Origin of the sequence: Desulfosporosinus lacus DSM 15449 (genome assembly GCF_900129935.1) — a bacterium.
Classification (GTDB): domain Bacteria; phylum Bacillota; class Desulfitobacteriia; order Desulfitobacteriales; family Desulfitobacteriaceae; genus Desulfosporosinus; species Desulfosporosinus lacus.
In genome coordinates this window covers 122,254-139,743 of the sequence record NZ_FQXJ01000015.1, presented here as the reverse complement: position 1 = coordinate 139,743, position 17,490 = coordinate 122,254, and the positions used below count along the sequence as shown (strand labels likewise).

16 protein-coding genes are annotated in these 17,490 nt (G+C 42.8%); 15 read left to right on the top strand and 1 reads right to left on the bottom strand.

Annotated elements, in window-relative coordinates; translation table 11 throughout:
* The first annotated feature begins 143 nt into the window (after positions 1-143).
* Both BUB11_RS18660 and BUB11_RS18655 read left to right on the top strand, forming a co-directional pair.
* Complete coding sequence (locus tag BUB11_RS18660) at positions 144-1,121, top strand: DMT family transporter (protein ID WP_073031260.1); 978 nt, start codon at positions 144-146, stop codon at positions 1,119-1,121.
* A gap of 215 nt (positions 1,122-1,336) precedes the next feature.
* Positions 1,337-3,517, top strand: a complete 2,181-nt coding sequence (locus BUB11_RS18655; RefSeq protein ID WP_073031259.1) for a DNA topoisomerase III — start codon at positions 1,337-1,339, stop codon at positions 3,515-3,517.
* Between the two features lie 75 nt (positions 3,518-3,592).
* On the opposite strand, the gene BUB11_RS18650 is transcribed toward BUB11_RS18655, so the two are convergent.
* Positions 3,593-5,323: a sigma 54-interacting transcriptional regulator gene (locus tag BUB11_RS18650; protein ID WP_073031258.1), complete on the bottom strand. Its 1,731-nt coding sequence runs from the start codon at positions 5,321-5,323 to the stop codon at positions 3,593-3,595.
* Between the two features lie 272 nt (positions 5,324-5,595).
* On the opposite strand from BUB11_RS18650, the gene BUB11_RS18645 reads away from it, so the two are divergent.
* The 13 genes from BUB11_RS18645 to BUB11_RS18585 all read left to right on the top strand — a co-directional run bounded on the left by BUB11_RS18645 (position 5,596) and on the right by BUB11_RS18585 (position 17,409).
* Positions 5,596-6,789, top strand: coding sequence for an ABC transporter substrate-binding protein (locus tag BUB11_RS18645; RefSeq protein ID WP_073031257.1), 1,194 nt, complete (start codon positions 5,596-5,598; stop codon positions 6,787-6,789).
* Positions 6,790-6,917: 128 nt separating this feature from the next.
* Positions 6,918-7,805 (top strand): branched-chain amino acid ABC transporter permease, encoded by an 888-nt coding sequence (locus BUB11_RS18640; RefSeq protein ID WP_084110386.1) that lies wholly within the window; start codon positions 6,918-6,920, stop codon positions 7,803-7,805.
* Positions 7,806-7,818: 13 nt separating this feature from the next.
* Positions 7,819-8,787, top strand: coding sequence for a branched-chain amino acid ABC transporter permease (locus BUB11_RS18635; RefSeq protein WP_073031256.1), 969 nt, complete (start codon positions 7,819-7,821; stop codon positions 8,785-8,787).
* A gap of 2 nt (positions 8,788-8,789) precedes the next feature.
* Positions 8,790-9,572: an ABC transporter ATP-binding protein gene (locus BUB11_RS18630; protein WP_073031255.1), complete on the top strand. Its 783-nt coding sequence runs from the start codon at positions 8,790-8,792 to the stop codon at positions 9,570-9,572.
* A gap of 13 nt (positions 9,573-9,585) precedes the next feature.
* On the top strand, positions 9,586-10,293 hold the full coding sequence (locus BUB11_RS18625; protein WP_073031254.1) for an ABC transporter ATP-binding protein: 708 nt from the start codon (positions 9,586-9,588) through the stop codon (positions 10,291-10,293).
* A 265-nt stretch (positions 10,294-10,558) separates the two neighbouring features.
* Positions 10,559-10,864: a (2Fe-2S)-binding protein gene (locus BUB11_RS18620; RefSeq protein ID WP_073031253.1), complete on the top strand. Its 306-nt coding sequence runs from the start codon at positions 10,559-10,561 to the stop codon at positions 10,862-10,864.
* Positions 10,861-11,955, top strand: a complete 1,095-nt coding sequence (locus tag BUB11_RS18615; protein ID WP_073031252.1) for an NAD(P)/FAD-dependent oxidoreductase — start codon at positions 10,861-10,863, stop codon at positions 11,953-11,955. Before BUB11_RS18620 ends, BUB11_RS18615 begins: the two co-directional genes overlap by 4 nt.
* A complete protein-coding gene (locus BUB11_RS18610; protein ID WP_073031251.1) occupies positions 11,949-12,452 on the top strand; it encodes a 4Fe-4S dicluster domain-containing protein in 504 nt (167 codons plus the stop codon). The genes BUB11_RS18615 and BUB11_RS18610 overlap by 7 nt, the downstream gene beginning before the upstream one ends.
* Positions 12,442-12,711: a (2Fe-2S)-binding protein gene (locus tag BUB11_RS18605; RefSeq protein WP_073031250.1), complete on the top strand. Its 270-nt coding sequence runs from the start codon at positions 12,442-12,444 to the stop codon at positions 12,709-12,711. The genes BUB11_RS18610 and BUB11_RS18605 overlap by 11 nt, the downstream gene beginning before the upstream one ends.
* Before the next feature lies 1 nt (position 12,712).
* Positions 12,713-13,861, top strand: coding sequence for an NAD(P)/FAD-dependent oxidoreductase (locus BUB11_RS18600; RefSeq protein ID WP_073031249.1), 1,149 nt, complete (start codon positions 12,713-12,715; stop codon positions 13,859-13,861).
* A 29-nt stretch (positions 13,862-13,890) separates the two neighbouring features.
* Positions 13,891-15,522: an L-glutamate gamma-semialdehyde dehydrogenase gene (gene pruA / locus BUB11_RS18595; RefSeq protein WP_073031248.1), complete on the top strand. Its 1,632-nt coding sequence runs from the start codon at positions 13,891-13,893 to the stop codon at positions 15,520-15,522.
* Positions 15,523-15,967: 445 nt separating this feature from the next.
* Entirely contained in the window at positions 15,968-16,867 is a 900-nt protein-coding gene (locus tag BUB11_RS18590; protein ID WP_084110389.1) for a glycyl-radical enzyme activating protein, read from the top strand.
* 65 nt (positions 16,868-16,932) lie between these two features.
* Positions 16,933-17,409, top strand: coding sequence for an MGMT family protein (locus tag BUB11_RS18585; protein WP_073031246.1), 477 nt, complete (start codon positions 16,933-16,935; stop codon positions 17,407-17,409).
* The last annotated feature ends 81 nt before the right edge of the window (positions 17,410-17,490 follow it).

Genomic DNA, 17,490 nt, shown 5'->3' with positions numbered 1-17,490 from the left:
TAGGTTCTTTTTGCGTTTTATGATAAGACTGCTGTATGGTTTAAAGCGGAATGGTAAAGCAATGTAATTTGACCATTTCTGCGATAAGGACTATTATTTAAAGATAGTAAAGTAGAATTGATAATCGGAAGGAAAAAACGAACTTGATTTTACCAAGAAAAGAACATGGTCTAAGACATTACTTAACTAATAGATATTGGGTCATAGTTATTGCCCTTTTTTGCGCTGTTCTTTGGGGGAGTGCCTTTCCAGTGTTAAAAGTAAGCTATTTAGAACTCGGTATACTGCCGGACGATCGTTCCGCAATTATAGTATTCGCTGGAATACGCTTCTTTTTGGCTGCTATTTTGATTTTTCTTTTAACTGTGGTGGGATTTCAGCAGTCGCTAAAGGTAAGGGGAACAATCTTACCTCAACTTTTTTTACTGGGTTTACTGCAAATCAGTTTACAATACTTTTTTTTCTATAATGGATTAGCTCACACCTCCGGGATGAAAGCTGCAATTTTATCTTCGGCAAGTACTTTTTTTGTTGTGGTCTTAGCCCACTTCGCTTATTGCGATGATCGATTAGATTTTCGCAAAGTATTAGGTTTAATCGCTGGTTTAGTGGGGATCATCTTGATTAATTCAGGTCAAGACTTTACTTTGAATTTCTCATGGCAAGGCGAAGGATTCATGATCTTATCCGGCCTTGTGAGCGCTTTAGGAACAATCTTAGCAAAACGGATTTCGAAAGAGGTTCATCCCTTTGTTCTGACGGGTTGGCAAATGTTGTTAGGATCTCTGCTTCTTATTGCGGTCGGAATACCGGGGGTGAAACCTCACACTTTGGTTTTTTCGAATAAAGCTGTTCTGCTTCTGGTTTATTCCGCCTTTCTTTCCGCTACCGCATTTTCTTTATGGTATGCAATTCTGAAATACAATAAGGCAGGAGAAATTAGTGTCTATAAGTTTATGACACCCGTCTCGGGAGCGATTTTGTCTGCATTATTGATTCCGGGGGAACGTTTGACAGTCAATATGTTCATGGCATTAGCCTTAGTCGCACTTGGGCTAATCATTGTCAACTATCAGAGAAGTGTTCCAAAAGAAACACTTCTCCGTCAAGGACCGTATTAATCGAATTCAAGATTCGAAGGCAGATTTAAAGTCCAAATAAGAAAGAATTCTGTATATAGACGGAGCAGTTAGCTGTGTCGTTGCTTATTATGTAAAACAAGAACAAAGTGATTGCCCGGAAAGGGAATATAATATCTTTTAGGATTTAAGTAAATTAAGGTTATGAGAAGACCTGAGAATATGTTATTAAGACAAAATAGATGAGGAGCTATGACATGGGAAAGACACTAATATTAACGGAAAAACCGTCAGTTGGTCGTGAAATCGCGAGAATCCTCAATTGCAATCAAAAGGGCAACGGATGCTTCATCGGTGCAAAATACGTGGTAGTATGGGCGCTAGGGCATTTAGTGACTTTAGCTGACCCGGAAATGTACGACGAAAAATATAAATCCTGGAAGATAGAGGATTTGCCGATGTTGCCTGCTAAGATGGAATTAGTCGTTATGAAAGAAACCTCTAAGCAATTTGGCGTGGTTAAAAACCTTATGAAAAGCTCGGAATTTGTGGACCTGATTATCGCGACAGATGCGGGAAGGGAAGGGGAATTGGTAGCACGCTGGATAATAAAAAAAGCCGGATGGAGAAAACCAATCAAAAGACTGTGGATTTCTTCCTTAACTGAGCGGGCCATCAAAGAGGGGTTTAACAATTTAAAACCAGGTAAAGAGTACGAATCTTTATACGCCGCCGCAGAATGTCGTGCGGAAGCAGATTGGTTAGTCGGTTTGAACGTTACTAGAGCGTTGACCTGTAAATACAATGCCCAGCTTTCCGCGGGGAGGGTGCAAACTCCTACCTTGGCGATGATAGTTGAACGAGAAAATGAAATCAAACAATTTGTTCCTAAAGATTTTTGGGCGATTAACGTCTTGACAAATGGCTTTACACTTCGTTGGCAAGATCAAAGTGGCCAAAATCGGATCTTTGATAAGAATAAAGCGGAGGCGTTGCTAGCTAAAGTATCTGGAAAAACCGGAGAAGCGGTCGAGGTTAAAAAAGAAGGAAAAAAAGAACTTCCTCCCCTAGCCTATGATTTAACGGAGCTTCAACGGGATGCCAATCGAAAATATGGTTTTTCAGCCAAGACTACCTCCTCAGTGATGCAACAATTATACGAGAATCATAAATTAGTGACCTATCCACGCACAGATTCTCGTCATATTAGTGAAGATATCGTATCCACCTTACCCGAACGCCTAAAAAGCGTTGCTTTGGGACCTTATGTAGATTTAGCTCGAAGCATTTTACGCAACAAACTTATCATCACAAAACGCTTTGTCGATGGATCGAAGGTTTCCGATCACCACGCAATTATCCCGACAGAACAGCCCCCAACGCTGTCTAGGCTTAGTCCGGAGGAATTGAAAATTTATGATTTGATTGTCAAACGGTTTCTTGCCGTTCTTTCACCAGCGTTTGAATATGAACAAACCCTCGTTAAGGTAGCTATTAACGGGGAGCTCTTTAGCGCTAAAGGAAAAATTGTGAAGCTTAAAGGGTGGCGAAAGGTATACGAAGGTCAGGGTCACTTTGATGATGAGTCAGCAAATGGAGAAGGGGAGGAAGAACAAAATCTCCCAGAAATTCGCAAGGGGGATATGTTCAAAAACCCCTCTGTTAAGTTAATGTCCGGTAAAACTAAACCGCCCGCAAGACACACTGAGGCTACATTGCTGTCAGCGATGGAACATCCGGGGAAATTAATTGGAGATTTGAAATTGCGGGAAGCGATGGACCAAAGTCATGGACTGGGAACCCCTGCAACACGTGCAGAGATCATAGAGAAACTCTTCAATTCCTTCTATATGAGTCGACAGGGCAAAGAGATCATTCCTACATCCAAAGGGATCCAGCTCATCGGTTTGGTTCCTTCAGAACTAAAGTCCCCGGTTCTGACCGCTAAGTGGGAACAGCAGTTGACAGAAATAAGCAAAGGGCGGGCTAAAAGTCAATCCTTTCTGACAGGAATAAGAGGATATGCAACACAACTTGTATCAACGGTGACAGGCAGTTCTCAAACGTTCAAGCATGATAACTTGACAAGGAACAAGTGCCCGGAGTGTGGAAAATACCTTTTGCAAGTAAAAGGTAAAAAGGGTGAGATGCTTGTCTGTCAAGATCGAGAATGCGGTTACCGAAAAGGGCTCTCTCAAGTTTCAAATGCAAGGTGTCCGGAATGCCATAAAAAGATGGAGATCAAAGGGGATGGGGACAACAAACTATTCTCCTGTGTTTGTGGATATCGTGAAAAACTTTCAGCCTTTACAAAACGAAAAGAAGGTGAGAAGGGGAATCTAAATAAGCGAGATGTCAGTAAATATTTACAGAACCAACAGGATAGTGGACCGATAAATACAGCCTTGGCAGATGCCTTAGCTAAGCTAAAGAAATAGTTATTAAAGCCGATAATTCTCAATTAAGTGGATTATCGGCTTTAATATTTTTATGTATATTATTACGATTTCTCCTCAGGCCAGGCCATATTGTTTGAGTTTATAATAAAGGGTGCCCCGGGATATACCGAGCAGTTTTGCAGCGGCTGTTTTGTTGCCGTTTGTTTTTTCCAAGGTGAAGGCAATGTGTTTTACTTCCCCGGAATTTTCCCCTGTGTGGAGATTTCGTCGCATAATTTGGGAGGTTAAGGGGGAGGGGGATGAGGGGATGCCAGTGTTAAAGGGCGATAGATTAGAAGGAAGATACTGAGCATTCAGTATCGTACCCTCGGCCAGTATAGCCAGCCTTTCAATTACATTACGTAATTCACGGATGTTACCAGGCCAATCATACCTTAAGAAATTAAGCATTATCTCGGGGTCAAGAGTTGGTGTAGGTTTATTGTATTTAATCGTAAATTCTTGGAGAAAGGTTTGTATCAAATCGGGAATATCTTCTGTTCGAGCGCGCAGAGGGGGGATTTCGAGGGCGATTACATTTAAACGGTAGTAGAGATCTTCGCGAAATTCCCCGCTTTTAATCATCTTATCTAAGTCACGGTTGGTTGCTGCGACAATTCGAGTATCTACAGTCAGAGGCTCTGTACCTCCTACACGGTAGAAGCACTTATCTTGCAAAACCCGTAGAAGTTTTACCTGAAGCTGAGTTGGCAACTCTCCGATTTCATCTAAGAAGAGGGTGCCGCCGTTGGCTAATTCCAATTTGCCCGGTTTACCTTTGCGTTCAGCTCCTGTGAAGGCCCCACCCCTATATCCAAATAATTCGCTTTCAAAGAGGGCCATTGGTATAGCTCCACAATTGACAGCAATAAAAGGTTTAGAAGCCCGAAGACTGTCTTTATGGATTGCTTGAGCAAAGAGCTCTTTTCCTACACCGCTTTCTCCTGTGATAAGAATGGTAGCTTCGCTGTTAGCAACTTTACGCGCAATAGATATCGTGTGTTGGATTGAAGGGCCTTTGCCAATAATTCTGCCGAAAGGGTCATTGGAAGAGGCTGTTTTCTGTTTGAGGTCTAGCAATTGAGAACTTGCATAGGATAATTCTTCGTTGAGGCGAACCACTTGGGTTATGTCTTGTTCTGTTGATATTGCACCTACAATCTTACCCTCTAAGATTACAGGGGAGGCGTTAATTTGAACATGTGTTTCTGGACGAGGTCTGTGGTAAGCCTGGCGAATAGGCCGTCCTTCGTCAAGAATTGCCAGTGTTGCTAAAGCTGTTCGTTCAAAGAAATCAGAAATAGGTTTCCCAATGATAGAGTCCTCAGTTATGGAGTACATAGTTTGGGCGTTGGAATTCCAATGGCTGACAATCCCTTCTTGAGTAACTACTGCGACTGCTTCATTAACAGTATCAAGCAGGGTATTGAAAAAAGTATTTAAAGTGTTCCAGGAGCAGAACAAACTTTTAACTAAAAGAGAGGGAGTGACTACTCCTAATATCTCTCCAGTAGCACTCATAATGACAACAGGACCTAAGTCGTTAAGGTGTTCTTGGCAAAAAACGAGGGTATCTGTTTCTGGTTCAATGATTAATGGGGGCACCCAGTGGAGTTCATTTAACAACTGGTTTGTTGGAGTGAGTATACCAGCTTGTTCTATGGTAAGGACCCCAATCAATTGGGTTTCAGCTTTGATGACTAGATGATGGGTAATCGCCTTTTCTAAAGCTTCACGAAGACTTTGATTAGACTGAATGACTGAGACGTTTTGATCCATTAGTAATGAAAGGGATAGAGATTTCATATTACCACTCCTCGTATATTAAATGTACCCTAAGAAGTGCTATTTGCCTAGAGGGTGTTTAAACACTTTGAACAAAAGTGTTTAAATTGTTTAAACATATTGCCCGTTGTTTGTACGTACAAAAGGCTGTTTAAGGCAATTTATTGTATTAAAAGGACTATCCCCATTAAACACATAAAAATACAATATTTCTTTTAAAGTACTGCAGGGATTTCTAAGATTCTGTCTAATAATACATATCAGTATATCTTATAGAAAGAAGGAGGAAAAAAATGTTTCACAAGAAGAGAAAATCCCTGGTTTTTATGAGTGTAATTATGTCCGCTTTGATCATGGTGAGTGGTTGCGGGGCGAGTAAGCCAGCGGCAACAGCAACTACACCGGCTGCAGACAGCAAAGAACCTATTAAGATTGGTTTCCTGGGTGCTAAGACTGGGGACGTGGCAATGTATGGTCTAAATACCTTGAAGGGTCTTAACATGGCAGTAGAAGAACTTAATAAAGAGGGTGTTCTCGGACGTCAGGTCGAACTGGTGGAAGAGGATAATGCGGGACAAAAGGATCAAGCGATTAACATAACCAATAAGTTGATCAGTCAAGACAAGGTTGCGGCTATTATCGGGGATCCAACAACGGGTATCACTCGTGTGGCCGGACAGATTGCCAATAGCAAAAAGACAGTTATCTTGTCTGCAGGTTCGACAGGTATGAATGTTGTAGAAATCGGACCATACGTTTTCCGGGATACGTTGCTTGATACAATTGCTGCTCCTGCAACTATGAAGTACGTTATTCAGGAAAAAGGCTGGAAAAACGTGGCTTTGATTACTTCTAAGAACAATGATTACAGCGTTTCGTTATCTAAAATCTTTAGCGATGCTATTGATGCGAATGGCGGTAAGGTTGTAATCGAAGAATTTATCCAAGATAAAGATACGGATTTTAGTGGACAGATCACCAAAATAAAGTCAGCCAACCCAGATGTTATCGTTTTTTCCGGTTACTATACCGAGGGAGCCCTGATCATGAAGAAAGCTCGTGAAGTAGGGATTAAGGCAATTATGGTTGGAGGGGATGGCCTTCAAGGGGACGATCTCATGAAAATCGGAGGGGCTGCTGTAGAAGGCTCAATCTCTTATGCTGGATTCTCCCCTGAGCAACCAACACCTAATACCGAAAAGTTCATTAATGCTTATAAAGCAAAATACAACAACGAATTGCCAGATCTATTTGCTGCCCAAGGGTATGATGCCTTAATGCTCATCGCTAAGGCTATCAAGGATGCTAATAGTGCTGAGTCTGAGAAATTTAAAGACTCCCTTGCTAAAACTAAGAATTATGATGGTGTCTCCGGATCTATTACCTTCCAAGAAAACCGTGAGCCAATTAAGAGTCCAGTGTATCTATTGGAAGTTAAAGATGGCAAGTTTGCCTTATTGAAGAAGGTTCCTGTAGAAATAAAATAACCTGTGCTGTCGTTTCCTTAACTAATAGCTGTAGCAGCACTAGGTCCTAGGACCAGTGCTGCTACAAAACATTAAGACAAATTCAGAATAGTCCAATTAATTATTTTATTTAAGGAGGGCGCCGAAATTTGCCGATTTTGAACAATTTGATGCAGCAGCTGGTCAACGGACTTGCCCTAGGTAGTATATATGCCCTGATTGCCTTGGGCTACACCATGGTGTACGGTATCATCGGTATGATTAATTTCGCTTATGGCGAAATCTTTATGTTTGGCGCATATGCTGGACTAGTTTTAGCATTGACAAATTATGTTAATGTTTACGTAGCGTTATTAGGTGCAACGTTTATAACTATGGTGCTTGGGGTTGTTATCGAACGGGTCGCTTATAGACCCTTGCGTCGATCATCAAGACTTTCTGCGCTGATTAGTGCTATTGGAGTATCGTTCTTTCTGTCGTCTTTAATGGTTCGGGTTAAGGGACCCAATACTAGGGGGTTTCCTACCCTTTTTGAAAATCGAATTTTTGAGATCGGTGATTTCCAGATTACAATTTACCAGATTGTAATTATCGGAGTAGCCGGTCTCTTGATGCTTAGCTTACATCTTTTTGTAACCTACTCTAAAATGGGAAGAGCTATGCGTGCTTGTGCTCAGGACCAGGATGCAGCCAGCCTTATGGGGGTTAATATTGACCGAGTAATATCTGTAACCTTTGCCATAGGGTCCGGCCTGGCAGGGGCCGCAGGAGTATTAGCTGGTATTTATTTTAACGCAGTTCAGCCTTACATGGGGCTTTTAGCGGGCCTTAAAGCATTTGCAGCGGCTGTCCTTGGAGGGATTGGAAGCATTCCAGGGGCAATGATCGGTGGACTAGTGATTGGTTTAACTGAAATACTGGGCGTGACCGTGAATTTGTCTGAGTACAAGGATGCCTTCGCCTTTGCCATCCTAATATTGGTGCTCCTGTTTAAACCATCGGGAATTATGGGGCGAAAAGCCAATAAGAAGGTGTAAGGAGGAAATGGCAATGAAAAAATTACTCAATAATTGGATTGTACAAGTTCTGCTGTTCCTCAGTTTACTTGGTTTAACTGCTTACGGCTCACAAATGATTAATGACATTATTCCACCCTATTTGCTTATGATTGCGTTTTTTATTGGCATAAATTTAATCATGGCTCTGGGCTTAAATCTGATTACAGGGGTAACGGGTCAGCTTTCCCTGGGTCATGCGGCTTTCATGAGTATCGGGGCTTATTCTTCGGCGATAGCCACTGTGAATTTTGACCTGCCTTTTCTTCTTGGGGTACTAATTGGTGGTCTCATAGCAAGTGTTTTTGGAGTTATTATAGGCTTTCCGACTTTACGTCTAACCGGGGATTATCTGGCTATTTCCACTCTGGGCTTTGCGGAAATTGTACGAGTCCAATTCACGAATATGAAGATTACCAATGGTGCCATTGGTTTTCTGGGGATTGAGGGATCAACAACTTTCCCTATCGTTATGACTATTGCGGTTCTGATGATATGCCTTATGGTATGGTTAGAAAATTCTCGGAACGGCAGGGCTATGCTGGCTATTCGAGAAGATGAGGTTGCTTCCTCAGCAGTCGGGATTAACACCACGCTGTATAAGATTCAGGCTTTTGCCATTGGTGCTTTCTGTGCAGGGGTGGGGGGAGCTTTATTTGCTCATACGACCACATTTATTCAACCGACCGATTTTGGTTTTCAAAAGTCCGTCGATATTTTAAGTATTGTTGTTTTGGGTGGTTTAGGGAGTATTCCCGGAACCATAATTGGTGCTATAGTTCTTACCGCTGCTCCGGAAATTTTGAGACCTCTCTCTAACTATAGAATGATCGTTTACGGGCTACTGCTCGTCGTGATCATGATCTTTCGTCCCTATGGTTTAATGGGCGGAGTAAACTTAAGGCAGGCCGTTCGCCGGGCAATGATGTTTCCTAAGAAAAAACAGGCCGGACGGGAGGAATAGGGATGAGTTTATTAACTTTAGACAACGTAACCATCCGCTTTGGCGGTCTGACTGCGGTCGATACTGTAAATCTAGAAATAAATCAGGGCGAAATATTGGCTTTGATTGGGCCTAATGGAGCGGGTAAAAGTACGGTGTTTAACTTGATCACAAGTATCTATCAACCCACCGAAGGTACAATTTCGTTAGCCGGCAAACCTTTAGTTGGTATACCTACTCACAAGATTGCAGAAATGGGTATCACTAGAACCTTTCAGACTATCCGTCTGTTCAGTGAACTTTCTGTGTTAGATAACGTGAAGATTGGTGCCCACTGTCGAGGAAAAGCGGGCTTATTTCAAGCATTTACTCGCTTGCCAGGCATGAAGCGAGAAGAGGCAGAAATAGAAGAGAAAGCAATTAAAGCGCTGGAATTCCTTGATTTGGCAACAAAATGTGAGGAAATGGCTAAAAACCTCTCCTATGGAGAACAGAGACGCTTAGAGATTGCGAGAGCTTTAGTATCCAAGCCAAAGCTACTCCTTTTAGATGAGCCTGCAGCGGGGATGAACCCCCAGGAAAAAGTCGTCTTAATGGAAATGATTCGCAGAATTCGTGATACAGGTATCACAATTTTTCTCGTTGAGCACGATATGAAGCTGGTCATGGGTATTTCTGAGAGAATAGCCGTGCTGGACTATGGTAAATTGATTGCTGAGGGGACGCCTTTAGAGGTACGAAGCAACAACGCCGTTATCGAGGCATACTTGGGCTCCGGTAAATTCAAAAGCAGAATTCGTCGCTAGGGAGGGCCAAGACATGTTGACGTTAGAAAAGATAAATGTAAGCTATGGCTCAATTAGGGCGTTACACGGAATTTCCTTAGAAGTAAAAAAAGGAGAGATCGTCGCCTTAATCGGAGCCAATGGAGCAGGGAAGAGCACAACTTTACGCACAATCTCCGGACTTCTGAAACCATCCAATAAAGACAGCAGGATAACCTTTAAAGATGTCCAAATTCAGGGCATGCTTCCTCATAAAATTGTGGAGATGGGTCTGTCTCACGTACCGGAAGGGCGTCGAGTATTTCCAGAGATGTCTGTCTATGAGAACCTTCTAATGGGTGCGCACAGCAGGAAGGGCAAGCCTGGACAGGCAGATTTTGATCGGGTATATCATCATTTTCCCAGACTAAAGGAGAGAATTAAGCAGTTAGCGGGCACCTTATCCGGAGGGGAACAGCAAATGCTTGCCATGGGCAGGGCCCTGATGGCCAGGCCTGACCTGCTGATCCTTGATGAACCCAGTATGGGTCTTGCCCCAATGTTGGTGGAAGAGATTTTCCACATCATTGAGGATATCAATGTAGCCGGAACGACAATTCTATTAGTAGAGCAAAATGCTCACTTAGCCTTGGAAATTTCTAATCGGGCTTATGTCCTAGAGACCGGGGAAATCGTACTGGAAGGTCTGGCCCAAGATTTAGCAACCAATGAGGATATACGTAAGTCTTATCTCGGAGAATAGTTATTCAACCTAAGTACATTATCCCCATTGATTGGGATGGCAAAAGAATGGAATATTGGGAGTTCTTCTTTCAACCTTGATGGTGTTCGGTGACACTTACAAGGTTTGAGAGAAGGACTCTCTTTTTTCCATAGTCTTCTTATATATAAAGCTAATAAATTGTGAATTATCTTAACCACTAAAATCATGGCACAGGAATTGCATATTAATACGACATGAAAGGACATTCTTTCAACTATTTATAAATAGGGGAGTGGGTTTTTTTATGCGTATCACCGAGCATCCGATTTTAGAATTTCAGCGTGGGGAAGAGATATCTTTCTTCTTCAATGGGCAGGAACTTAAGGGCTTTGAGGGTGAAACTATTGCTGCTGCACTTCATGCGGCTGGAGTTAGAGTTTTGGGCCACAGTCACGTAATGCATCGTCCCCGGGGTCTCTTTTGTGCGATTGGAAATTGTTCCTCTTGTCTAATGGATGTCGATGGAGAACCCAATATTAGAATTTGTGTGGAAAAGTTGAAACCCGGAATGAGGGTAGAGACTCAGCAGGGAAAGGGGTGCCTAAGGTGAAAGAGACTGAGATCCTTATTGTTGGTGGCGGACCGGCAGGCCTAAGTGCTGCTTCTGCTGCGGCTAATCTGGGTGCCAGCGTCCTAGTCTTGGAACGGGACGGAAAACCCGGCGGTCAATTGATCAAACAGACACATAAATTCTTCGGTTCAAAGAAGCAATATGCTGGTGATCGAGGTTACCAGATTGGCGATTTACTTATAGAGCAGTGCAGAAATAATCCCAACCTTGAAGTTTGGACTGACACCACAGTACTTGGAATTTATGAAGATGGAGTGGTAACGGCTGAAGGTCAAGGCAAACATTTAAAAATAACCCCCAAAAAGATCATTGTAGCCACTGGCGCCTCAGAAAAAATGATTGCCTTCCCCAATAATGACCTCCCGGGCATTTACGGGGCAGGAGCGGTACAAACTTTGATGAATGTTCATGGCATTGTCCCTGGAAAACGCGTCTTAATGATCGGAGCGGGAAATATTGGACTAATTGTCTCCTACCAATTAATGCAGGCAGGTGTGGAGATAGCAGCGATAATTGAGGCTGCACCGACCATCGGTGGTTATCTCGTTCATGCATCTAAGATTCGACGCGCTGGGGTACCAATATTAACTTCGCATACTATCACTGAGGCCTATGGTGATGAAGGTGTTGAGGGTGCGATTATCTGTAAGCTCGACGAGAGCTGGCAACCGGTTTTAGGGAGTGAGCAAGATCTGAAAGTCGATGTGGTTTGTCTGGCGGTTGGGTTAAGCCCATTAACTGAACTTTGCTTTCAAGCAGATTGCCAGATGAAATACGTGCCAGAGCTTTCTGGACATGTCCCTGTCAGAAGCGAATATTTAGAAACCACTCGTCCGGGGCTTTACGTTGCAGGGGATGTAAGCGGGGTCGAAGAAGCAAGTTCGGCTATGGTAGAAGGTCGTTTGGCAGGTATAAGTGCTGCTTGCAGTTTGGGGTATGGAGAGGATATTGCTCCGAAGCTTCAAGCGGAGGCTCTTGCCGAATTAAGCGAACTTCGTGCTGGTCCCGCCGGTCAAAAGACGCTGAGGGGAATAATCAACCTAATGGACAAGGGGGGAGTGGTATGTTAAACAAAACGGGTATTCCAACAGCTGAAGATGTTAAAAAGGTTTCCCCTTCCGAAGACAGGCTAAAAAAAGGCCCTGTAGCCATCATCGAATGTTTTCAGGAGATTCCCTGCAATCCTTGCACAGAAGCCTGTAAGCAAGGTGCAATTCAGCCGATGGAGGATATTAATAATCTGCCGAAACTTGATTTTGATAAATGTAATGGATGCGGTGTCTGCCTTAGCCGTTGCCCTGGGTTAGCCATCTTCATTGTGGATGCCTCATATAGCGATACGGAAGCGGTTGTCAGGATTCCTTATGAATATCTTCCAGTCCCTCAAGTAAGCGATAAAGTAGTTGGCTTGGGCAGAGCCGGAGAAGAACTTGGCGTTTTTGAAGTCATTAAAGTTCAGTCAGGCGGTCAGAAAAATAAGACATACACACTATGGCTAGTCGTACCTAATGATCTGGCCATGGACCTTCGTAGTATTCGTTTGGGAGGGGTTAGGCATGCAAACTAAGGAAACGATCGTCTGCCGATGTGAGGATATCACTCTGGAGGAAATAAAGTCTTTGATTGATCAAGGCTACCGTACTATTGATGAAATTAAACGTGTCATTCGTGCCGGAATGGGTCCTTGCCAAGGACGTACTTGTCGGATGCTGATCGCGCAGGAATTGGCAAAATATTACGGGATCCCTGTTGGTGAAGTTTTGATGCCTACCTTTCGGCCAACAGTGAGGCCGGTGAAACTGGGAACCTTTGCGGGGGGTGAATAAATTGAAAAAATCAGCTAACGTTGTGATTATCGGCGGTGGGATTACAGGGTGCGCCACTGCGTATGAATTGGCCGTGCGTGGAGTTAAGGATATCGTGGTTATCGAAAAGCAATACCTGTCATCAGGAGCAACGGGACGATGCGGTGCCGGTGTTCGCCAGCAATGGGGAACGGAAACTAACGCTATTCTTGCTCGTGACAGTGTGAAGCGTTTTGAGGGTATGAATGAAGAACTGGAATATGATAGAGACATCGAGTTTAAACAAGGCGGTTACCTGATGGTTTCCTACACTCAAAACGAATGGAACCAGTACAAAAAGAATGTTGCCATTCAGCATAGTCTGGGGATACCTACTAAAATGATCACTCCACAGGAAGCTCTAGAAATCGTACCCCATCTGAATATTAAAGGGCTAATCGGTGCTACTTTCTGTCAATCGGACGGTCATGCTAACCCGTTTCACGTTGTGGATGCCTACTATAAAGCCGCCAGTCGGCTGGGGGTTAAATTTGAGACCTACACTTCCGTCACTGGAATCACGCGGGAAAAAGGCAAAGTGACATCTGTTCAGACCTCTAAAGGAGATATCGCGGCATCGATGGTGATTAACGCCTGCGGATATGCGGCGGGTACGATCTGTAAAATGGTCGGTTTTGAACTGCCCCTTTATCCCCAGCGGCATCAGGCGCTGGTTACCGAACCGGTTGAACCATGCCAGGGGCCGATGGTTATCTCTCTACACCATCGTTTATACTGTCAACAGACCCCACACGGCAGTTTTATTATGGGAGTAGGTGACCCTAATGAACCCAAGGACTTTAACATTAATTCCAGCTGGGAGTTCTTAGAGGATGTGGCTCGTCAAGCGACCACAGTCTTGCCTCTTTTAAAGAACCTGCGGGTTGTTCGGCAATGGTCTGGCCTCTATGATATGAGCCCTGATGCCAATCCGATTTTAGATGAAGTTCCGGACGCTAAAGGAATGTGGGTGGCTGCAGGGTTTAGCGGTCATGGTTTTATGGTTGCTCCTCAAACAGCGGTTCTTCTGGCTCAGAAGATTCTAGGTCAAAATTGTTTTATGCCCATTGAACGATTTGGATTGGAACGCTTCAGCGGGGGAGAATTGTTACTTGAATCCGCAGTGGTATGATATGAAAAATACTAGGAGGAATGTTAAAAATGAACAATGCATATTTTCAACTTAAACTTCCGGAAAATGAACCGATTAAAGGTTATATGCCGGGATCACCTGAGCGGTTCGCTTTAAAAGCAGAACTTGAAAGACAATTAGTTAACCCAGTCGAAGTACCGATTATTATTGGTGGAAAAGAGATTCGTACAGAGAATAAAGAAAAAATGATTTGCCCTCATGATCATCAGAAAGTACTTGGCCAATACTATGTAGCTGGTGAAAAAGAACTCCTTATGGCAATCGAAGCTGCCGAAGCAGCTAAAGAAGAATGGGAAAACATGCCTTGGGAACATAGGGCTACTATTTTCTTAAAAGCAGCAGATTTGTTGACTGGAAAATACAGAGCAAAATTATCGGCTTCTTGTATGCTCGGTCAAAGCAAGAATCCTTTTCAAGCAGAAATCGATGTCATCTGTGAATTAGCAGATTTCCTTCGCTTTAATACTTACTATGTACAAGAGATATACAAACAACAACCCAACAACTCAAGTGGTATTTGGAACCGCGTAGAATATCGTGCGCTTGACGGTTTTGTTGCAGCGATCACACCTTTCAACTTTACTGCAATCGGTGGTAACCTTGCTACTGCTCCAGCTATGGCCGGTAACACCGTTTTATGGAAGCCCTCATCCACATCTGTACTTTCAAACTACTATGTCATGCAAATTCTTATAGAAGCTGGTTTGCCTGCAGGGGTTATCAACTTCGTACCTTGCCGAGGGGTTGACTTTGGTAAAGTTGTAGTCAGTCATCCTAAAATGGCAGGCTTCCACTTTACAGGATCGACAAGTGTATTTAACAATATTTGGAATCAAGTGGGCGGAAATATTGTTAAGTATGTTACTTATCCTCGTCTTGTTGGTGAGACAGGTGGTAAAGACTTTATCTTTGCTCATGAATCGGCAGATATTGAAGCACTTACCTGTGCAATCGTTCTTGGTTCTTTCGAATATCAAGGGCAAAAGTGTTCTGCAGCGTCCCGCGCTTATATCCCTGAAAGTCTATGGGGTGATTTAAAAAGACGTCTTGAAGAAGAAATTAGCAAGATCAAGATGGGTGACGTTCGTGATTTTACAAACCTTGTGAATGCTGTTATTGATCAAAAATCCTTTAGAAATATTCAAAGTTATCTCGATTATGCGAAGGAATCTAAAGATGCTGACATTATCATTGGTGGGGGAAGCGATGATAGTGTAGGATACTTTGTAGAGCCCACAATAATCTTAGCAAAGACGCCGGCATTCAAGACAATGGTAGAAGAAATCTTTGGGCCGGTTATGACCATTTATGTATATCCAAATGACAAATTAGAAGAAACTTTAAAAGAATGTGATACAGCAACCACTTATGGATTGACAGGTTCTGTATTTGCACAAGACAGAGCTGCAATTATCAAGATGGCAAAAGCCTTGGATCATGCAGCAGGTAACTTCTATATCAATGACAAACCTACCGGTGCGGTTGTTGGACAACAACCATTCGGCGGCAGTCGTGGATCAGGTACAAATGATAAAGCTGGCAGTGCAATCAACTTATATCGTTGGATGAGTCAACGTACAATTAAAGAGACATTTGTGCCGCGAACAGTAATTAACTATCCTTACATGGAAGAGGAATAAAATAATTTGTTGCTTATTGTATTCTGACTAGTGTAGTTTGAATTCCTCTGCAATGGGAGAATACTCTTATAAATCGGAAACATTCTGAATTATCCCAAGAACAGAATGCGTAAAACAAGGGGTCTGTTCAAAACTGTAATGAGTTTTGGACAGACCTTCCTCTTAATTTTATCCCTAAATTTCCATCAATTGATTTATCCAAAATATAAATATAGATATTTATATTTTGGATAAATCAATATTAATAGGATAACCGCTCAGCAAGGTTAAACACTAAAAAGAAAAGGTTATTATCTGTGTAGAGGAACTAAACGGTTCGTGGAGAATTAAAAGATCTATACCCCATTGAATTTATCTTAGAGTATAACGATCTGCTAGGGAAAGGGAACCTTAATCTTTAGAACTGAATTAGTTCTGAAAAAGCAGGAGTGGTGGAATTTTGCTTATGGCCAGGATTTTTAACATTATGAAGTACTCCATCCATGATGGGCCGGGCATTCGGACGACAATATTTTTTAAAGGTTGTCCTCTCTGCTGTCCCTGGTGTCATAACCCAGAGGGCCAGAGATTCGATCAGGAGTTAATGTATCGGCAGGACAGGTGTATTGGTTGCGGGCAGTGTATAAAAGTCTGCCCAAGCAAAGCGATTGTTTCTATTGAGGGACAACTGGTTTATTTAAGAGAAAAGTGTCTGGCCTGTGGAGAATGCAGCAGGATTTGCCATGCCGGGGTGAGAGAGCTGGTTGCTAAGGAGATGTCTTTGCAAGAAGTCATGGCTGAGATCGAGAAAGATTTAATATTCTATGACGAATCCGGAGGAGGAGTAACTTTTTCCGGTGGAGAAGCCCTTGGGCAACCGGACTTTCTGCGGGAGATACTTAAGGAGTGCCGAAGAAAGGAAATTCACACTGCGGTAGAGACGGCTGGATTTGTGAGATTAGATTCCTTGCAAATGATCAGCCCCTATGTGGATCTCTTCTTATACGATTTGAAACTTATGGATAGCAGGAAGCACCAAGATGTAACTGGGGTTCCTAATGAACTAATTAAAGCAAACCTTCGTTGGCTTGCAGAGAACCATCCAAAAGTTATTGTCCGTGTTGCAATCATTCCGGGGATTAATGATGATGAAGATAATCTTCGACAAATGGGTGCATTTGTTTCGTCGTTAAAATGTGTAGCAGAAATACATTGTTTGCCATACCACAAAGCAGGAGTGGATAAGTATCTGCGGCTTGGTCTGGAGTATAGTCTGTCGGATATACAGTCCCCTGTCGATGAAAGCATGGTACAGATAGCAAAGAGGTTGGAGCGGTTTGGGTTGAAGGTGAAAATTGGGGGATAATATATGGCCACTGACATAGTGCAGCAATGGATGATTAGGGTGAAGATTCAAAGGAGGAGTATTTTATGCCTAAAAAATCTTTTAACGAGAAACTTAACACCTCAGGAGATTTGCCGAAGCTAGAATTCATTGGGTATGACAATAATATGGCCAAACGTTTTGGGTGCGGCAATATGCTTATAGCAGCCCCAATTGAATACGATGAGGCAATGAAAAGAATTCCCGCAGGGAAAATAATTACTTCGGGGGAAATTAGAGAATACCTTGCCAAAAAACATAATGCCGACTTCACTTGCCACCTTACCGCAGGAATTTTTATCAATATTGCCGCAAATGCGTCCCAAGAACGTGAAAATTTGGGAAGAAGAGATATAACCCCTTACTGGCGTACTTTGAAAAAAGGTGGGGAGTTAAATGAAAAGTACCCAGGGGGTATAGAACAACAAAGAATGTTGTTGGAGATGGAAGGCCATGAAGTGATAAAGAAAGGCAAGCGTTACTTTGTAAAAGACTATGAAAAGGCATTATATCAATTGCTGTAATACTTTTCATAGGAGATTGCTCTAAACCCATTATTTGGGAAAATGGATCTTTGTGGAGGGAAACAATGTGACAAATGAACC

What these genes read in the sequence shown, in the direction of transcription:
- BUB11_RS18655 (WP_073031259.1), top strand. Translation starts at nt 1,337, where the DNA reads ATGGGAAAGACACTAATATTAACGGAAAAACCGTCAGTTGGTCGTGAA.
- BUB11_RS18650 (WP_073031258.1), bottom strand. Translation starts at nt 5,323, where the DNA reads ATGAAATCTCTATCCCTTTCATTACTAATGGATCAAAACGTCTCAGTC.
- BUB11_RS18645 (WP_073031257.1), top strand. Translation starts at nt 5,596, where the DNA reads ATGTTTCACAAGAAGAGAAAATCCCTGGTTTTTATGAGTGTAATTATG.
- BUB11_RS18635 (WP_073031256.1), top strand. Translation starts at nt 7,819, where the DNA reads ATGAAAAAATTACTCAATAATTGGATTGTACAAGTTCTGCTGTTCCTC.
- BUB11_RS18630 (WP_073031255.1), top strand. Translation starts at nt 8,790, where the DNA reads ATGAGTTTATTAACTTTAGACAACGTAACCATCCGCTTTGGCGGTCTG.
- BUB11_RS18625 (WP_073031254.1), top strand. Translation starts at nt 9,586, where the DNA reads ATGTTGACGTTAGAAAAGATAAATGTAAGCTATGGCTCAATTAGGGCG.
- BUB11_RS18620 (WP_073031253.1), top strand. Translation starts at nt 10,559, where the DNA reads ATGCGTATCACCGAGCATCCGATTTTAGAATTTCAGCGTGGGGAAGAG.
- BUB11_RS18610 (WP_073031251.1), top strand. Translation starts at nt 11,949, where the DNA reads ATGTTAAACAAAACGGGTATTCCAACAGCTGAAGATGTTAAAAAGGTT.
- BUB11_RS18605 (WP_073031250.1), top strand. Translation starts at nt 12,442, where the DNA reads ATGCAAACTAAGGAAACGATCGTCTGCCGATGTGAGGATATCACTCTG.
- pruA (WP_073031248.1), top strand. Translation starts at nt 13,891, where the DNA reads ATGAACAATGCATATTTTCAACTTAAACTTCCGGAAAATGAACCGATT.
- BUB11_RS18590 (WP_084110389.1), top strand. Translation starts at nt 15,968, where the DNA reads ATGGCCAGGATTTTTAACATTATGAAGTACTCCATCCATGATGGGCCG.
- BUB11_RS18585 (WP_073031246.1), top strand. Translation starts at nt 16,933, where the DNA reads ATGCCTAAAAAATCTTTTAACGAGAAACTTAACACCTCAGGAGATTTG.